A 16,493-nucleotide genomic window follows, 5' to 3' on the forward strand; every position below is an offset into this window, starting at 1 on the left:
CCACCACCGGGAGTCGACCCATGCAGCGTTCCATTGCCACCGTTTCCTTGAGCGGCACCCTGCCGGAAAAACTCGAAGCCATCGCCGCCGCCGGGTTTGACGGGGTGGAGATTTTCGAAAATGACCTGCTTTATTACGACGGCAGTCCCCGGGAAATCAGACAGATGTGCGCAGATCTCGGGATCGCGATCACGCTGTTCCAACCCTTCCGCGATTTCGAAGGCTGCCGCCGCGATCGTCTGCCGCGCAACCTGGAACGGGCCGAGCGCAAGTTCGACTTGATGCAGGAATTGGGCACCGACCTGGTGCTGGTGTGCAGCAACGCTGCGGCGGATTCGATCGGCGATGAGCAGATCCTGATCGATGATTTGCACCTGCTGGCCGAACGGGCCGGCGCTCGTGGCCTGCGCATTGGCTACGAAGCCCTGGCCTGGGGCCGTCACGTCAATACTTATCAACAGGTGTGGAACATCGTTCGCCAAGCCGATCACCCAAACCTCGGCGTGTTGCTGGACAGTTTTCACACCCTGTCGCTCAAAGGTGACCCCAGCGCGATCGCCGAGATTCCGGGCGACAAAATCTTCTTCGTGCAAATGGCCGACGCGCCGATCCTGGCCATGGACGTGCTGGAGTGGAGTCGGCATTTCCGCTGCTTCCCCGGCCAGGGCGAATTTGATCTGGCGGGGTTCCTCGCACCGATCATCCAGAGCGGCTACACCGGGCCTTTGTCCCTGGAGATCTTCAATGACGGCTTCCGCGCCGCGCCGCCACGGGCCAATGCCGCCGATGGTTTGCGCTCGTTGCTGTACCTGGAAGAGAAAACTCGCCAGCGTCTGGCGCAAGTAGCCAGGCCTGTGGCCAATGTCGATATCCTGTTCGAAACGCCCAAGGCCAGCGAGTACAACGGCATCGAGTTTCTCGAGTTCGCGGTAGATGAAAGCCTCGGCGCCAAGCTCTCGCATTGGCTGGAACGCCTGGGTTTCGTCAAGGCCGGGCAGCATCGCTCCAAGAGTGTGAGTCTGCTGCGCCAGGGCGATATCAACCTGATCCTCAACTCTGAACCGTACTCGTTTGCCCACAGTTTTTTCGAGGCCCACGGCCCGTCGCTGTGCGCCACCGCCGTGCGGGTCAACGATAGCGCCAGCGCCCTGGCGCGCGCCGTGGCCTACAAGGGCCAGCCTTATCGCGGGCTGGTCGGCCCCAACGAACTGGAACTCGCCGCCGTGCGCGCGCCGGACGGCAGCCTGATTTACCTGGTGGACCAGGACGCCGATGTCTACGGCACCGATTTCAATCTGCAACCGACGGCCACGGCCAGCGGCGGCCTTAAACGCATCGACCACATGGCCATGGCGCTGCCGGCCGACAGCCTCGACAGCTGGGTGTTGTTCTATAAAAGCCTGCTGGATTTCGAGGCTGACGATGAGGTGGTGCTGCCCGATCCGTATGGCCTGGTGAAGAGCCGGGCGCTGCGCAGCCGGGACAGTTCGATCCGCTTGCCGCTGAACATTTCCGAGAATCGCAACACCGCAATCTCACACGCGCTGTCGAGTTATCGCGGCTCCGGCGTGCATCACATCGCCTTCGACTGCGACGACATCTTCGCTGAAGTCAGCCGGGCGAAAGAGGCGGGCGTGCCGCTGCTGGATATTCCGCTCAACTACTACGATGACCTCGCCGCGCGGTTCGATTTCGATGACGAGTTCCTCAGCGAACTGGCCTACTTCAACGTGCTGTACGACCGCGACGCCCAGGGTGGCGAGCTGTTTCATGTTTACACCGAGCCGTTCGAAGGGCGGTTCTTCTTCGAGATCATCCAGCGCAAGAACGGATACGCCGGTTACGGGGCGGCCAATGTCGCGGTGCGGCTGGCGGCCATGGCCAAGTCCCGAAGTGGTGCCGTACGTCAGGCAAAGTTGTAGGGAAATCGTAAACACGGGGTTAAACGGCGGCCGCGCGGCTTCCTTCACTGTGCGGCGCGGCCCATAATCGCCAGCCTGTGCAGTGATGGCCGTGAGCCCGCAATGACAATAATTTCAGAACGCTCCATCGCCTCCGGCGAGCCGCTTGTCGAGCCTCGCAAGAGTCGCAAGAACAACCCGGAAAAGACCCGCGAGAATATCCTGCAAGAGGCGATTGTCGAGTTCGTCCAGCAAGGGCTTTCCGGCGCGCGCGTCGATGCGATCGCCGAGCGCATCCACACCTCCAAACGCATGATCTATTACTACTTCGGCAGTAAGGAACAGCTGTATGTCGAGGTGTTGGAGAAACTCTACGGCGACATCCGCAGCACCGAAAACCGACTGCACCTGGCCGAGCTGGCGCCGGTGGAAGCGATTCGGCGCCTGGTGGAATTCACCTTCGACCACCATGACCGCAACGTCGATTTCGTGCGCATCGTCAGCATCGAGAACATTCACAACGCCGAGTATGTGAAGCGCTCCGATGTGATCAAGGCGATGAACAACACCATCCTCGATTCACTGAACGAGATCCTGCGTCGCGGTGCCGAAGACGGTGTGTTCCGGGCGGGCCTCCAGCCGCTGGATGTGCATTTGTTGATCAGTTCGTTCTGCTTCTATCGCGTGTCGAACCGCCATACGCTCGGTGAGATTTTTCAGGTGGATTTGCCGGATGAAGGCATCAAGCAGCGTCATCGGGCGATGATTTGCGAGTCGGTTTTGCGGTATTTGCAGGCCTGACGCCTTCGCGGGCAAGCCTCGCTCCTACAGGTTTGAGGTGTGCCGCACGATTTGGGTACGACAAAAATCCTGTAGGAGCGAGGCTTGCCCGCGAAGCTTTTCAACCATTCATGCTTTGAAAATGCGCCAGCATCCGCTGCGCATCCGGCACCACCCCACTAAACAACTCAAACGCCTTCACCGCCTGGAACACCGCCATGGTGCCGCCATCCAGTGTCCGGCATCCCAAGGCACGGGCGTTGCGCAGCAGTTCGGTTTCCAGCGGGAAGTACACAATCTCCGCCACCCACAATTCAGCCCTCAGTAACGCCACCGGCACCGGCGTGCCGGGCAGTTTTTTCATACCCATAGGCGTGGTGTTCACCAGGCCATCGGCCACCGCCAACGTGCTCGCCAGATCATGCCCAGCCACCGCTCGACCCGCACCGAAATGCTGATTGAGATTGTTCGCCAGCGCCTGCGCCCGGCTGTCGTCCACGTCGAAAATACTCAGTTGCTGTACGCCTTCACTCAGCAACGCGTGGGCCACTGCCGCACCCGCGCCACCGGCGCCCATTTGGACTACACGTTCACGGGCAACGTCCTGCAAGCCTCGACGAAAGCCTTCGGCAAAACCCAGGCAGTCGGTGTTGTGGCCAATGCGTTTGCCCTCCTTGAGCACCACCGTGTTGACCGCACCAATGCCACGGGCTTCCGGGGACAATTCGTCGAGCAGCGGGATGATTGCCTGCTTGCACGGAAAGGTGATGTTCAGCCCGGTGAAGTTCATGCGTTCGGCGGCCATCAGCAGATCGGGCAGGGCATTGAGGTCAAGCTGCAACTGATCGAGGTCGATCAGACGATAGAGGTAACGCAGCCCTTGGGCATCGCCCTCATGCTCGTGCAGCGCCGGCGTGCGGGACGCCTGAATGCCGGCGCCGATCAGCCCGGCCAGTACAACGTCGTTCTGAGACATGGCGTTCACCCCTTCAAGCGTTGGCTGAAATGCTCCAGCGCCAAACGATAGCCGTGGCTGCCGAAACCGCACATCACCGCCGTGGCGATGGCCGAGACAAAGGAGTGGTGGCGGAACGGTTCGCGGGCGTGGACGTTGGACAGGTGAACTTCGATCACCGGCAGTTCACTGGCCACCAAGGCATCGCGAATCGCCACGGAAGTGTGAGTCCAGGCCGCCGGGTTGATGACGATCCCGGCGCAACGGCCGCGAGCTGCGTGAATCCAGTCGAGCAATTCACCTTCATGGTTGGTCTGGCGAAACTCCACCGCCAGGCCGAACTCTTCGGCAGAGCGCCCGCACAGCGCGGAAATGTCGGCCAGGGTTTCGTGGCCGTAGGTCGCCGGTTCACGGGTGCCGAGCAGGTTCAGGTTCGGGCCGTTGAGCACCAGAACGATAGGGGGCATCGGGGTCTCTCCACTTATTGTTTTTAGCTTTGGCTGTAGGGTTCAGCCTGTGGAGATAAATTGTACTAGGCAGTTACTTTGGTCAATTGAAGAGGTTGTATGGCGGGTTTTTGTGTTCGGTGATCGGACGGTCGTTACTTAGCGAGGTAAATGCTCGACCAGAAAATCGATAAACGCCCGCAACCGCAATGGCACATGCCGACTCTGCGGATAGAGCAGGGTGAAGGGCCGCGAGCGTCCGCCATACGGCTTGAGCACCTCCACCAGCGAGCCATCGGCCAATTCGTTTTCGACGATGAAGCGATAGGTCTGAAACAACCCCGCACCGTGTTTCGCCAGGGTCACGCCGCCCAACACGTCGTCGGAGCAACTGAGACTGCCCTCGGCGAGAATCTCCTGCGGCACGCCGTTGTCATTAAACAACCAGGCAATCCGCCGCCCGCTGCTGGGCAGTTCGTATTGAATGCATTCGTGCTGCTGAAGATCGTCAAGAGTTTGCGGCACGCCGGCGCGCTTCAGGTAATCGGGACTGGCGATCATCACCAGCGCCGCGTCTTCCAGGGGCCGCGCGATCAAACCGGAATCCGGAATCGCCCGCACCCGGATCGCCATGTCATAGCCTTCGCCGACAAAATCGATGTTGCGATTGCTGATATGCGCCTCGACCTTCACCGCCGGGAAACGCGCGCGAAACTCCGGCAGCAACGGCAGGATCCGGTGATGGGCGTAGGTCGTAGGAATACTGATGCGCAAGGTGCCGGACGGTTCCTGCTGCTGGCCCATAACCTCCCGTTGCGCTTCCACCAACTGCGCCAGCGCCTGACGACATTCCTCGTAATAACGCCGGCCACTGTCGGTCAACTTGACGCTGCGCGTGGTGCGGGCGAACAACCGCACGCCCAGGCGCTCCTCCATGCGCGATACCGAACGGCTCACGGCGGCGGGCGTCACCCCGGCGACCAGTGCGGCGGCGGTGAAGCTGCCAGCCTCGGCGGCCAGGCAAAACAGTTCGATGCTGCCGAGCTGAAGATCGTCGAAGTGTCGTTGCATGATTGATTACGCCGGGGGGATCGAATGAGGGGGCTGGTTCTTATGTATCACAATGAACCGGTGGCGAGGGAGCTTGCCTGTGGCGAGGGAGCTTGCTCCCGTTGGGCTGCGAAGCGGCCCCAAAATCTTGTGAGCGCTGCGCACTCAAGCGGGAGCAAGCTCCCTCGCCACAAGCAAGCTCCCTCGTCACAAGGCCAGTCGTCGCTCCATAAACACCACCCAGAAAAAAGCCGTCATCAAGACGGCTGATTTGTATCGGGTACGTGCAATCAACGCCGGGTCAACAACACCCCGGATTCCATGTGATGGGTCCACGGAAACTGGTCGAACATCGCGCATTGGGTAATGCGGTGGGTGTCGTGCAGTTGGGCGATGTTGGCCGCCAGGGTTTCCGGGTTGCAGGAAATGTAGAGGATGTTGTCGAAGCGTCGGGTCAGTTCGCAGGTGTCCGGGTCCATGCCGGCCCGTGGCGGGTCGACGAACACGCTGCCGAACTCGTAGCTCTTGAGGTCGATGCCGTGCAGGCGTCGGAACGGCCGCACTTCGTTCAAGGCTTCGGTCAGTTCTTCGGCGGACAAACGCACCAGAGTGACGTTATCCACAGCGTTTTCGCTGAGGTTGCTCAACGCCGCGTTGACCGAGCTCTTGCTGATTTCGGTGGCCAGCGCTTTGCGTGCACGGGTGGCGAGAGGCAGGGTGAAGTTGCCGTTGCCGCAATACAGCTCCAGCAAATCGTCGGTGCGATCACCCATGGCGTCGTAAGCCCAGTTGAGCATCTTCTGGTTCACGGTGCCGTTGGGCTGGGTGAACGCGCCTTCCGGTTGGCGATAGCTGAAGGTGCGGCCGCCGACTTCGAATTGCTCGACCACGTAATCGTGGCCGATGACTTCGCGCTTGCCCTTGGAGCGACCGATGATGCTGACGTTCAGCTCGGCTGCCAGTTTGGTCGCCGCCGCGTGCCAATGCTCGTCCAGCGGACGGTGGTAGCACAGGGTGATCATCGCATCACCGGCCAACGTGGTCAGGAACTCCACCTGGAACAACTTGTGGCTCAGCGCTGCGCTCGCTTGCCATGCGGCTTTGAGCTTGGGCATCAGCTCATTGATGCGCAGGCTGGCGATCGGGAACTCTTCGATCAGGATCGGCGTGCGTTTGTCATCTTGGGCAAACATCGCGTAGTGACGGTCGCCGCCTTCGCGCCACAGGCGGAATTCGGCGCGCAGGCGAAAGTTTTGCAGCGGCGAGTCGAACACTTCAGGTTCTGGCGCACCAAACGGGGCCAGCAGGTCACGCAAGCGCGTGACCTTTTCTTCGAGCTGAACGGCATAGGCCTGGGAATCAAAAGTCATGCGCTGAACCAACCCAACTTGATCACAAACAGAATCGACAGAATCACCAGCGCCGGGTTCAGCTCACGGGCACGCCCGGACAGCAACTTGATCGCGGTCCAGGAAATGAAACCGAAGGCGATGCCGTTGGCGATGGAATAGGTGAACGGCATGGCCAGGGCAGTGACCACGACCGGTGCGGCCACGGTGATGTCGTCCCAGTCTATTTCGGCCAGGCCGGAAGTCATCAGTACGGCGACGAACAGCAGTGCCGGTGCGGTGGCGAACGCTGGAACGCTGGCGGCCAGTGGCGAGAAGAACAGCGCCAGCAGGAACAGGATCGCGACCACGACAGCGGTCAGGCCGGTGCGGCCACCGGCACTGACGCCAGCGGCGGATTCGATGTAGCTGGTGGTGGTCGAGGTGCCCAGCAGCGAACCGGCCATGGCCGCGGTGCTGTCGGCGATCAGCGCACGACCCATTTTCGGCATGTGGCCGTCCTTGCCCATCAGGCCGGCGCGCTTGGCGACGCCAATCAGGGTGCCGGAGTTGTCGAACAGGTCGACGAACAGGAAAGCAAAAATCACGCTGACCAGACCGATGTCCAGGGCGCCCTTGATGTCCAGTTGCAGGAAGGTCGGGGCCAGGGAAGGAGGCATCGACATCACGCCGCCGAACGGGGTGAAGCCCAGCGCGATGGAAGTGATGGTCACCGCCAGGATGCCGATCAGTACCGCACCACGAACCTTCAGGGCTTCGAGGGCGACGATCAGGGCAAAGCCCAGGGTCGCGAGGATCGGCGCCGGTTGTTTCAGGTCACCGAGGCCGACCATGGTCGCCGGGTTGCTGACCACGATGCCGGCGTTGTGCAGGGCGATCAGGGCCAGGAACAAACCGATACCGGCAGCAATCGCCGAACGCAGCGGCAGCGGGATGCTGTTTATGATCCATTCGCGGATGCGGAAGATCGACAACAGGAAGAACAGCACCGCCGAGATAAACACCGCACCCAGCGCCACTTGCCAGGTATGGCCCATGTGCAGGACCACGGTATAAGTGAAGAACGCGTTCAGGCCCATGCCCGGCGCGAGCGCGATCGGGTAGTTGGCGATCAGGCCCATCACCGTCGAGCCGATGGCCGCGGCCAGGCAGGTCGCGACAAACACCGCGCCCTTGTCCATGCCGGTCTCGCCGAGAATGCTCGGGTTGACGAACAGAATGTAGGCCATGGCCAGGAAGGTCGTGACGCCCGCCAGAATCTCGGTCCGCACGTTGGTGTTATGTGCCTTGAGTTGAAACAGCCTTTCCAGCATGTCTGCTCCCCGTGGCGCGCCCGGCGCCGTGAATGTATCGACCTCAACAGCAAAGCACAGACCACTGATGGCGCCTGGTAATTTTCTGTGGGTCGGAAAAAGCCGCGCATCATACCAGCCGCGTGGGGTAATGGCTGCGATCGTCGGCGATGTTTTGCGGTTCGCTGAACTGCGCCATACTGCGCGCCTGTTTTGGGGGAGTATTCATGGTGGGCAGCAAGCGCAACATCGTTCGGCCGTTGGGGCTGTTTTTCGCGTTTATGGCCAGCGTACCCGCGGTTCTGGCGGCGTCGGCACCGCCATTGACCGACGTCCAGGTACTCAAGGTGCAGTCGACGGCGTGCGGGATTGAAAACATCTCGGCCGGGCAAGAGCGGACGACGTGCGATCACGGCGGGGCGGACATCAAGGTCTATGTGCTGGAGATGGGCTACGGCCGCGCACCGCGTGTGGCGCTCGACGGTTTCAGCGTTACCGGGACGCGGGAAAAGGTCTGTGCCTACCGAAATGGCAATCCGACGCAATGCACCAGCACTGAGACCAGGATCGTCGGCACGCTGTACATCTATGACCTGGGCGGCAAGCAGGAAGGGACGTTCACCTTCAGCAACACCTCGATCAACGCGCCGGGCAACACGATTTCGACGCAGCTTTACATCAAGTAACGGCAGGTGCGAACAAGGGAGACTAAAGCTGACTACGCTTTAAGGATCATCCCGTGGACCGTGCCCATGACCTTTAGAGCTCTGATTACCCTCGCCGAGGGCATCGATGACCTGCAATGCGTGACCCTGGTCGATGTGCTGCGCCGCGCCCAGGTTGAAGTGGTGGTGGCCAGTATCGAAGGGCGGCGCATGCTCACCTGCGCCCGTGGCACTCGCCTGACCGCCGACGCGATGCTGGTGGATTTGCTGGCCCAGCCATTCGACCTGATTGCCCTGCCCGGCGGCGCCGTTGGCGCGCAACACCTGGCGGCGCATCAACCTCTGGAACAATTGATCAAGGACCAGGCCGCCGCCGGGCGCCTGTTCGCCGGCATCGCCGAAGCGCCAGCATTGGCGCTGCAAACCTTTGGGGTTCTGCGCCAGCGGCGCATGACCTGCCTGCCTTCCGTCAGCAATCAATTGTCAGGCTGCAACTTCGTCGATCAACCTGTGGTGGTCGACGGCAACTGCATCACTGCCCAAGGCTCAGGCGCCGCGTTGCTGTTTGCGCTGGCGCTGGTGGAACAGCTCTGTGGTAAAGCCGTAAGAGCGGCAGTGGCGGGGGAGTTGTTGGTTTAGAAAAGATCAGGCATGGGCGGCAATGGGCTCGATGGCCGGTTGCTCACGATGTTCCGCCTGCCAAAGGTCGTAGTCGATTTGAACCCCTAGCCACATTCTGGCTTTACCGATGCCTGCCCGCTCAAGACGTACCGCCAAGTCTGGGCTGATGGGGGCATGTCCATGTAGCACCCGGGAAAGATGTGGCCGGGCAAAACCGAGATGGCGGGCCAACTCGGTGACGCTGATCCCTAAATCCGGCAACACGTCCATCAACAGTGTTTCACCGGGGTGTGGCGGGTTGTGCATGGGCATGAAGGATTTGATCATGGGAAAAGTGTAAGGCGATACATTACACTCGATGCGGTATCTATGTATCGCACTTGGTCGGCAAATGTGTGCTTGGTGCGGTTTTGCACCACAGATCAATTCCTTTGAACGCCCATCCCACCCCCGAAGTCGTACCCCTTAATGACGGCGGTTTGCCAAAACGCCGCGAAGGTACGACCAACCGTGAGGTGTTTATGAGCGCGATCACTCCCGACGCTGCGCCGTCGTTGTTCACCCGTCATCCGCTGCGCCTGAGGCTCAACGGCCAGGCGCGTGACCTTGATGTCTTGCCGTGGACCACGTTGCTGGACCTGCTGCGCGAGCAACTGGACCTGGTCGGTACAAAAAAAGGTTGTGACCACGGCCAGTGCGGGGCCTGCACGGTATTACTCAACGGCAAGCGGGTGAATGCCTGCCTGACCCTGGCGGTGATGTGCGACGGCGCCGAGTTGACCACCATCGAAGGCTTGGCAGACGGCGAAGAGCTGCACCCGATGCAGCAGGCCTTTATCAAGCACGATGCTTTTCAATGTGGTTATTGCACGCCGGGGCAGATTTGTTCGGCGGTGGGGCTGGCTAACGAAGGTCGGGCGCAAACCACGGAACAGATCAAGGAGCTGATGAGCGGCAACCTCTGCCGCTGTGGCGCCTACAGCCATATCCGCGATGCCATTGAAGAAGCCTTGCCTGCCTGCCAGCCAGGAGGCGACCAATGAATCCTTTCCATTACAGCAAACCGGATTCGGTGCAGGACGCCGTCCATCTCGCCGGCCCTGCCTCGCGCTTCATCGCGGGCGGTACGAATCTGTTGGATTTGATGAAGGAAAACCTCACCCGCCCCGAACATCTGATCGACATCACCGGACTGCCGCTGCGTGAGGTCACTGAAACGAAAAGGGGCGGGCTGATGATCGGCGCGCTGGTCAGCAACGCCGACCTGGCCTGGCACCCGTTGATCGAGCAGCGTTATCCCGTGTTGTCCCAAGCCATTTTGGCCGGCGCATCGCCGCAATTGCGCAACATGGCCAGCACTGGCGGCAATCTGCTGCAACGCACGCGCTGCTACTACTTCTACGACGCCAATGTGCCGTGCAACAAACGCGAACCCGGCAGTGGTTGTCCGGCGCGGGACGGGCTGAACCGGATTCATGCGATTTTCGGTGCCAGCGTGCAATGCGTGGCCACGCATCCTTCCGATATGTGCGTGGCACTGGCTGCGTTGGAGGCGGTGGTTCATGTGCAAGGCCGCAGTGGCGCCAGAACCATTGAGTTTGCTGACTTTCATCGCCTGCCCGGCGACACCCCAGAGCGCGATAACCAATTGGCCGACGATGAACTGATCACCGCCATTGAACTGCCCGCCGCCGGTTTCGCCGAACACAGCCATTACCTGAAGATTCGTGACCGTGCGTCTTACGCCTTTGCCCTGGTTTCGGTGGCTGCGGCGCTGGACATGACCGGGCCCGTGATTCGCGAAGCGCGCCTGGTGCTTGGCGGGGTAGCGCACAAACCGTGGCGTGACGAAGCGGTAGAGCATTGGTTGGTGGGCAAGGCGGCCAGCCCTGAAACGTTCACCGCCGCTGCCGATGCTCTGCTGCAAAACGCCGAGCCCCTCGAACACAACGCTTTCAAAGTCACCCTGGCACGCCGGGCGATCATCCGCGCCCTGAGCGATGCCGCGCAGGGAGGGCTAGCCTGATGAATACCTTCACCAAGCCCATGGGCCAACCGCTGGATCGCGTCGACGGTCATCTCAAAGTCACCGGTCAGGCCCGCTACGCCGGAGAATTTCCCGAGGACGGCTTGCTGCACGGCAGCGTGGTCTCCAGCCGCATTGCCCACGGTCGAGTGATCAGCATCGACGCGTCCAAGGCTCTCGCGCTACCGGGTGTGGTCGCGGTGATCGATCACAGCAACCGCCCGAAAATCGCCAGTTATGACAAAGACTACGAAGATGCCGACTCGGCCGAGGGTTCGCCGTTTCGCCCGTTGTACAACGATCGAGTGCTGTACAGCGGTCAGCCGTTGGCGCTGGTGGTGGCGGACAACCTTGAGTTGGCGCGGTATGCCGGCTCATTGATAGAGATTGAGTACGAGAGCGAACCGCATCAGACCGATCTGCTGATCCTGCAAGACGAAGCTCGTCCAGCGCCGGCCGAAGTCCCCAAGCCTCGTGGGAATTTTCAGGCCGAGTTTGCCGGTGCGGCCATGAGCCTGGATCTGAGCTACAGCACCCCCATCGAACACCACAACCCGATGGAACCCCACGCCAGTACGGTGCTGTATCAGGTCGATGGCAGTCTAAACATTCATGACAAGACCCAAGGCCCGCAGAACTGTCAGTCCTACGTGCAAAAAGTCTTCGGATTACAAAAAGAGCAGGTCCGGATTTTCGCAGCCTATGTCGGCGGCGCGTTCGGCTCGGGCCTGCGGCCGCAATATCAGCTGCCGCTGGCGGTGATGGCGGCGCTGCATCTCAAGCGTTCCGTACGCGTGACGTTGACGCGCCAGCAGATGTTCACCTTCGGCTATCGCCCCCGCACCTTGCAGCGCCTGCAATTGGGCGCGGCGGCCAATGGACGCTTGCTCGCGGTGGGACACACCGCCATCGGCCAGACCTCGCGTTTCGAGGACTTCACCGAACATGTGGTGGAGTGGAGCGGCATGCTCTATCACTGCGACAACGTGCAACTGACTTACAAACTGGTGCCACTCGACGTGTTCACCCCGCTCGACATGCGTGCGCCGGGCGCGGCGCTGGGGCTGATCGGGCTGGAATGTGCGATGGACGAACTGGCCTGCGCCCTGGCGATCGATCCGGTGCAATTGCGCCTGATCAACTATGCCGAACGCAATCAGAACGAAGACAAACCGTATTCCAGCAAAGAGCTGCGCGAATGTTATGCCCAGGGTGCGAAACGTTTTGGCTGGGAAGCGCGTGATCCTGAACCGCGCAGCATGCGTCAGGGCCGGCAATTGGTGGGTTGGGGCATGGCCGGTGGGGTCTGGGAAGCGCTGCAGATGAAGGCCAGTGCCAAGGCGTCACTCGATCACAACGGCAAACTCACGGTCAGCAGCGCAACGACGGACATCGGCACTGGAACCTACACGGTAATGACGCAAATCGCCGCCCAGGCGTCGGGCGTTTCGCATAAGGATGTCACTTTTATCCTCGGTGACTCTTCATTGCCCACCGCGCCGTTGCAGGGCGGTTCATTCACCGTGTCGTCGGTCGGGACAGCCGTGCAACAGGCCTGTGAAGCACTCAAGGAAAAACTGTTGGCGGTGGCACGCCAGACCTATCCGGCGTTCGGCGGTGTCACTCTGGAGCAGGCGGTGTTCGAAGAAGGGCTGTTGCTCTTCGGTGATGCGCGGGTGTCGCTGGCCGAACTCGCAAGGGACAGCGGCGAAGAAACCCTGGATGTTCAGGTAGACGCCGAGCCGGACAAAAAACGCGAGGCTTACGCCACGGCGACCCATTCGGCGGTGTTCGTCGAAGTGTTGGTCGATGAGGATTTAGGCACGGTGAAGGTCAACCGCGTGGTCAGCGCCATCGCCGCCGGTCGCGTGGTCAACCCGAAAATGGCCCGCAGCCAGATTCTCGGCGGCGTGGTCTGGGGTATCGGCATGGCGTTGCACGAAGAGACGCAAACCGACCATGCGCTGGGCCGTCACATGAACCACAGCCTGGCCGAGTATCACATCCCGGTTAACGCCGACATCGGCGACATTGATGTGCTGTTTGTCGAAGAACACGACGAGATCGTCAACGCCCTCGGTTCCAAGGGCGTGGGCGAGATCGGCATCGTCGGCGTGGCCGCGGCGGTGGCCAATGCGATCTATCACGCCACCGGCAAACGGGTGCGGGATTTCCCTATCACCCTGGACAAGCTGCTTTAAACCTTGGCTTCTTCCGCCGGCACATGCATGCGGTCGCGGTTGGCCAGGGTCGGGAACAGTTTGATCCAGGTGCCGGTCACTACCAGCGTACCGATGCCGCCCATGACCACGGCTGGCACGGTGCCGAACCAATGGGCGGTGAGACCGGATTCGAACTCGCCCAACTGGTTTGAAGCGCCGATGAACAGCCCGTTCACGGCGCTAACCCGGCCACGCATTTCGTCCGGGGTTTCCAGTTGCACGAAGGAGGCGCGGATCACCATGCTGATCATGTCCGCCGCGCCCAGCACCACCAGCACCGCCAGGGAGAACCAGAACGAGGTGGACAAGCCGAAGGCGATGGTCGCCACGCCGAACACGCCGACGGCGGTGAACATCACCCGTCCGACTTTGCGTTCCACGGCAAACCGTGCGAGGAACAGCGACATCAACAGCGCCCCCACCGCTGGCGCTGAACGTAGCAGGCCCAGGCCCCAGGGGCCGGTCAGCAGAATGTCCTTGGCAAAAACCGGCAGCAGCGCCGTCGCGCCGCCCAGCAGCACGGCGAACAGGTCCAGGGAAATTGCCCCGAGAATGTCCGGGCGGCTGCGGATGAAACGAATCCCGGCCAGCAGCGAATCCATGGTCGCCTTGCCTTTGTTCAGCGGCGTTTGCCGGGCGGGCAGGTTAAGCATCAAGCAGCAGGCGATGATGTACAGCACCACCGTCGGGCCGTAGACCCAGACGCTGCCGAAGGCGTAGAGCAAGCCGCCGAGTGCCGGGGCGACGATGGTGGCCGATTGCTGCGCCGATTGGGCCGCGGCCACCGCGCGAGGGAACAGGGCGCTGGGCACGATGCTCGGCAGCAGGGCCTGGGTGGTCGGCATCTCGAACGAGCGCGCGGCACCGAGCAGGAACGCGAGGATGAAGATCATTTCCCGGGTGACGTGATCGGTGGCGCTGCCGATGGCCAAAGACAAGGCGATCAAGGCTTGCAGGGACTGGCAGATCGCCGCGACCTTGCGTCGGTCGTAACGGTCCGCGACATGCCCGGTGTGCAGCATGAACAGCACCCGCGGGGCGAACTCGACCAAACCCACCAGCCCCAGGTCCAGCACGTTGCCAGTCAGTTGGTACAGATTCCAGCCGATGGCCACGGTGAGCATCTGGAAACCGCTGGCGGTAAACACCCGAGCCAGCCAGAACGCAATGAAAGGACGGTGATGACGTAACAGCAGGGGCGCTTGGCTGGGCATCTGAAGGCAGGTCTTGAGCGAGGGGAGAGTCGAGATTATCACCAAGCTGTAACAAGAAGTTGCGCTGACAAAAAATTTTAGGTAGCTAAGCATCGATCTAGACACAGGTGCGTGCTATCCCTTGTAGCAGCTGGCGAAGCCTGCGTTCGGCTGCGCAGCAGCCGTAAAACCAGACAACACGGTACGCCGGCCAGACCGAGGTGGCAGGACTAACGACTGCTGCGCAGCCGAACGCAGGCTTCGCCAGCTGCTACAGAAGGGCGGTGGCTGCGACACAAGGGTCGTGAGGCAAGCTGTCACGCGTCAAAAGACCACACCGTCCATCGTCAAAAATGGGACTACTCTTTCAACGTTGCTTGATCCAGATCAATACCTCACCAGGAATTGATCCGGCGGCCAGACGGCCAGACTCCCTACGTTGTGATGTTTGTAAAAAAAGAACGAATTGGAATTCGCCACACTCCATATCCGTGGGGGCAGAGTGGGTGCAGGGCCATAAGCCCTGTAGCCGGTATTACCTGACAGAGGAAGACTTATGTTCGGTTTGGAGGCACTTGATCTCGCCCGGATGCAGTTCGCGTTCACCATCTCGTTCCACATCCTGTTCCCGGCCATCACCATTGGCCTGGCGAGTTACCTGGCGGTACTCGAAGGCCTGTGGCTCAAAACCAACAACGATACCTACCGCGATCTGTACCACTTCTGGTCGAAGATCTTTGCCGTGAACTTCGGCATGGGCGTGGTCTCCGGCCTCGTCATGGCCTATCAGTTCGGCACCAACTGGAGTCGCTTCTCGGACTTCGCCGGTTCCGTCACCGGGCCGCTGCTGACCTATGAAGTGCTCACTGCGTTCTTCCTCGAAGCCGGTTTCCTCGGTGTCATGTTGTTCGGCTGGAACAAGGTCGGACGCAACCTGCACTTTTTTTCCACCGTCATGGTGGCCATCGGCACGCTGATTTCGACCTTCTGGATTCTCGCCTCCAACAGCTGGATGCAAACCCCCCAGGGCTTCGAAATCGTCAACGGCCAAGTGATCCCAACCGACTGGCTGGCAGTGATCTTCAACCCGTCGTTCCCGTACCGCCTGATGCACATGGCGACTGCCGCATTCGTCGCCACGGCGTTCTTCGTCGGCTCCTCGGCGGCCTGGCACTTGCTGCGCGGCAAAGACAACCCGGCAATCCGCACCATGCTCTCGATGGCGATGTGGATGGCCTTGATCGTCGCGCCGATCCAGGCCGTCATCGGCGACTTCCACGGCCTCAATACGCTCAAGCACCAACCGGCGAAAATCGCCGCGATCGAAGGTCACTGGGAAAACGTCGGTGATGAACCGACCCCGCTGATCCTGTTCGGCTGGCCGGACATGAAAGCCGAGAAGACCAAGTATGCGGTGGAGATTCCGTACCTCGGCAGCCTGATCCTCACCCACTCCCTGGATAAACAGGTGCCGGCGCTCAAGGACTTCCCGCCGGAAGACCGACCGAATTCGACCATTGTGTTCTGGTCGTTCCGGATCATGGTCGGGTTGGGTTTCCTGATGATCTTCACCGGTTTGTGGAGCCTGTGGCTGCGCAAGAGCGACAAGTTGTACACCTCGCGACCGTTCCTGTACCTGGCGTTGTGGATGGGCCCGTCCGGCCTGATCGCGATCCTCGCCGGTTGGTTTACCACGGAAATCGGCCGTCAGCCGTGGGTGGTCTACGGCTTGATGCGCACGGCGGATGCGTCCTCCAATCACAGCTTCGCGCAGATGAGCATTACGTTGGTGCTGTTCGTGGTGGTGTATTTCGCGCTGTTCGGTGCCGGCCTGGGCTACATGATGCGCCTGGTGCGCAAAGGGCCGAAGATCGACGAAGGCAAGGAAACCAACGAGGGTGGTCCAGGCAAGAAACGCACACCGGCCCGTCCGTTGTCCGCTGCCGACGACGATCACACCGATGCCGACCACACCGTGACCAAGGAGATTTGA

Annotated in this window: 15 protein-coding genes; 8 read left to right on the forward strand and 7 right to left on the reverse strand. The window is 61.0% G+C overall.

Annotated features, from left to right (window positions below; genetic code table 11):
• Positions 1 to 20: 20 nt before the first annotated feature.
• Positions 21 to 1,922 carry a 3-dehydroshikimate dehydratase QuiC gene (quiC, locus tag HKK52_RS24850; protein WP_169372961.1) on the forward strand — a complete coding sequence of 634 codons (1,902 nt, stop codon included), beginning with the start codon at positions 21 to 23 and terminating at the stop codon, positions 1,920 to 1,922.
• Between the two features lie 102 nt (positions 1,923 to 2,024).
• Positions 2,025 to 2,702: a TetR family transcriptional regulator gene (locus HKK52_RS24855; RefSeq protein ID WP_169372962.1), complete on the forward strand. Its 678-nt coding sequence runs from the start codon at positions 2,025 to 2,027 to the stop codon at positions 2,700 to 2,702.
• Positions 2,703 to 2,802: 100 nt separating this feature from the next.
• On the opposite strand, the gene HKK52_RS24860 is transcribed toward HKK52_RS24855, so the two are convergent.
• The 5 genes from HKK52_RS24860 to HKK52_RS24880 form a co-directional block, all read right to left on the reverse strand.
• Complete coding sequence (locus HKK52_RS24860; protein WP_169372963.1) at positions 2,803 to 3,657, reverse strand: shikimate dehydrogenase; 855 nt, start codon at positions 3,655 to 3,657, stop codon at positions 2,803 to 2,805.
• Between the two features lie 5 nt (positions 3,658 to 3,662).
• Complete coding sequence (gene aroQ / locus HKK52_RS24865; protein WP_169372964.1) at positions 3,663 to 4,103, reverse strand: type II 3-dehydroquinate dehydratase; 441 nt, start codon at positions 4,101 to 4,103, stop codon at positions 3,663 to 3,665.
• A gap of 138 nt (positions 4,104 to 4,241) precedes the next feature.
• Positions 4,242 to 5,153 (reverse strand): LysR family transcriptional regulator, encoded by a 912-nt coding sequence (locus HKK52_RS24870; RefSeq protein WP_169372965.1) that lies wholly within the window; start codon positions 5,151 to 5,153, stop codon positions 4,242 to 4,244.
• Positions 5,154 to 5,422: 269 nt separating this feature from the next.
• Positions 5,423 to 6,502 (reverse strand): tRNA (uridine(54)-C5)-methyltransferase TrmA, encoded by a 1,080-nt coding sequence (gene trmA / locus HKK52_RS24875; protein ID WP_169372966.1) that lies wholly within the window; start codon positions 6,500 to 6,502, stop codon positions 5,423 to 5,425.
• Positions 6,499 to 7,794 (reverse strand): NCS2 family permease, encoded by a 1,296-nt coding sequence (locus HKK52_RS24880; protein WP_169372967.1) that lies wholly within the window; start codon positions 7,792 to 7,794, stop codon positions 6,499 to 6,501. The genes trmA and HKK52_RS24880 overlap by 4 nt, the downstream gene beginning before the upstream one ends.
• 260 nt (positions 7,795 to 8,054) lie before the next feature.
• Between HKK52_RS24880 and HKK52_RS24885 the strand changes: the two genes are divergently transcribed.
• Together HKK52_RS24885 and HKK52_RS24890 are read left to right on the forward strand one after the other, a co-directional pair.
• Positions 8,055 to 8,459 (forward strand): DUF4879 domain-containing protein, encoded by a 405-nt coding sequence (locus HKK52_RS24885; RefSeq protein ID WP_237150809.1) that lies wholly within the window; start codon positions 8,055 to 8,057, stop codon positions 8,457 to 8,459.
• Positions 8,460 to 8,525: 66 nt separating this feature from the next.
• Positions 8,526 to 9,077 (forward strand): DJ-1 family glyoxalase III, encoded by a 552-nt coding sequence (locus HKK52_RS24890; RefSeq protein ID WP_169372969.1) that lies wholly within the window; start codon positions 8,526 to 8,528, stop codon positions 9,075 to 9,077.
• Positions 9,078 to 9,083: 6 nt separating this feature from the next.
• On the opposite strand, the gene HKK52_RS24895 is transcribed toward HKK52_RS24890, so the two are convergent.
• The gene (locus HKK52_RS24895; protein WP_169374290.1) at positions 9,084 to 9,371 is read right to left on the reverse strand and encodes a HigA family addiction module antitoxin; all 288 of its coding nucleotides are present in this window, start codon (positions 9,369 to 9,371) and stop codon (positions 9,084 to 9,086) included.
• 209 nt (positions 9,372 to 9,580) lie between these two features.
• Here HKK52_RS24895 and HKK52_RS24900 point away from each other — a divergent pair, with 209 nt between their 5' ends.
• Genes HKK52_RS24900 through HKK52_RS24910 form a run of 3 tightly spaced genes read left to right on the forward strand, consistent with a single transcriptional unit; the run spans position 9,581 to position 13,286 of the window.
• Positions 9,581 to 10,102, forward strand: coding sequence for a (2Fe-2S)-binding protein (locus HKK52_RS24900; RefSeq protein ID WP_169372970.1), 522 nt, complete (start codon positions 9,581 to 9,583; stop codon positions 10,100 to 10,102).
• Entirely contained in the window at positions 10,099 to 11,085 is a 987-nt protein-coding gene (locus tag HKK52_RS24905) for an FAD binding domain-containing protein (protein ID WP_169372971.1), read from the forward strand. The genes HKK52_RS24900 and HKK52_RS24905 overlap by 4 nt, the downstream gene beginning before the upstream one ends.
• Positions 11,085 to 13,286, forward strand: coding sequence for a xanthine dehydrogenase family protein molybdopterin-binding subunit (locus tag HKK52_RS24910; RefSeq protein ID WP_169372972.1), 2,202 nt, complete (start codon positions 11,085 to 11,087; stop codon positions 13,284 to 13,286). Before HKK52_RS24905 ends, HKK52_RS24910 begins: the two co-directional genes overlap by 1 nt.
• Here the strand turns inward: HKK52_RS24910 and HKK52_RS24915 are convergent.
• Positions 13,283 to 14,521 (reverse strand): MFS transporter, encoded by a 1,239-nt coding sequence (locus tag HKK52_RS24915; protein ID WP_169372973.1) that lies wholly within the window; start codon positions 14,519 to 14,521, stop codon positions 13,283 to 13,285. The two genes, HKK52_RS24910 and HKK52_RS24915, sit on opposite strands and share 4 nt — an antisense overlap.
• A 535-nt stretch (positions 14,522 to 15,056) precedes the next feature.
• Between HKK52_RS24915 and HKK52_RS24920 the strand changes: the two genes are divergently transcribed.
• Entirely contained in the window at positions 15,057 to 16,493 is a 1,437-nt protein-coding gene (locus HKK52_RS24920) for a cytochrome ubiquinol oxidase subunit I (RefSeq protein WP_169372974.1), read from the forward strand.

Source organism: Pseudomonas sp. ADAK2 (assembly GCF_012935755.1).
In the GTDB taxonomy this organism is placed as follows: domain Bacteria; phylum Pseudomonadota; class Gammaproteobacteria; order Pseudomonadales; family Pseudomonadaceae; genus Aquipseudomonas.

Bases quoted from the DNA above. Each gene is read 5' to 3' on its own strand.
- quiC (WP_169372961.1), top strand. From the start codon at position 21: ATGCAGCGTTCCATTGCCACCGTTTCCTTGAGCGGCACCCTGCCGGAA.
- HKK52_RS24855 (WP_169372962.1), top strand. From the start codon at position 2,025: ATGACAATAATTTCAGAACGCTCCATCGCCTCCGGCGAGCCGCTTGTC.
- HKK52_RS24860 (WP_169372963.1), bottom strand. From the start codon at position 3,657: ATGTCTCAGAACGACGTTGTACTGGCCGGGCTGATCGGCGCCGGCATT.
- aroQ (WP_169372964.1), bottom strand. From the start codon at position 4,103: ATGCCCCCTATCGTTCTGGTGCTCAACGGCCCGAACCTGAACCTGCTC.
- HKK52_RS24870 (WP_169372965.1), bottom strand. From the start codon at position 5,153: ATGCAACGACACTTCGACGATCTTCAGCTCGGCAGCATCGAACTGTTT.
- trmA (WP_169372966.1), bottom strand. From the start codon at position 6,502: ATGACTTTTGATTCCCAGGCCTATGCCGTTCAGCTCGAAGAAAAGGTC.
- HKK52_RS24880 (WP_169372967.1), bottom strand. From the start codon at position 7,794: ATGCTGGAAAGGCTGTTTCAACTCAAGGCACATAACACCAACGTGCGG.
- HKK52_RS24885 (WP_237150809.1), top strand. From the start codon at position 8,055: ATGGCCAGCGTACCCGCGGTTCTGGCGGCGTCGGCACCGCCATTGACC.
- HKK52_RS24890 (WP_169372969.1), top strand. From the start codon at position 8,526: ATGACCTTTAGAGCTCTGATTACCCTCGCCGAGGGCATCGATGACCTG.
- HKK52_RS24895 (WP_169374290.1), bottom strand. From the start codon at position 9,371: ATGCCCATGCACAACCCGCCACACCCCGGTGAAACACTGTTGATGGAC.
- HKK52_RS24900 (WP_169372970.1), top strand. From the start codon at position 9,581: ATGAGCGCGATCACTCCCGACGCTGCGCCGTCGTTGTTCACCCGTCAT.
- HKK52_RS24905 (WP_169372971.1), top strand. From the start codon at position 10,099: ATGAATCCTTTCCATTACAGCAAACCGGATTCGGTGCAGGACGCCGTC.
- HKK52_RS24910 (WP_169372972.1), top strand. From the start codon at position 11,085: ATGAATACCTTCACCAAGCCCATGGGCCAACCGCTGGATCGCGTCGAC.
- HKK52_RS24915 (WP_169372973.1), bottom strand. From the start codon at position 14,521: ATGCCCAGCCAAGCGCCCCTGCTGTTACGTCATCACCGTCCTTTCATT.
- HKK52_RS24920 (WP_169372974.1), top strand. From the start codon at position 15,057: ATGTTCGGTTTGGAGGCACTTGATCTCGCCCGGATGCAGTTCGCGTTC.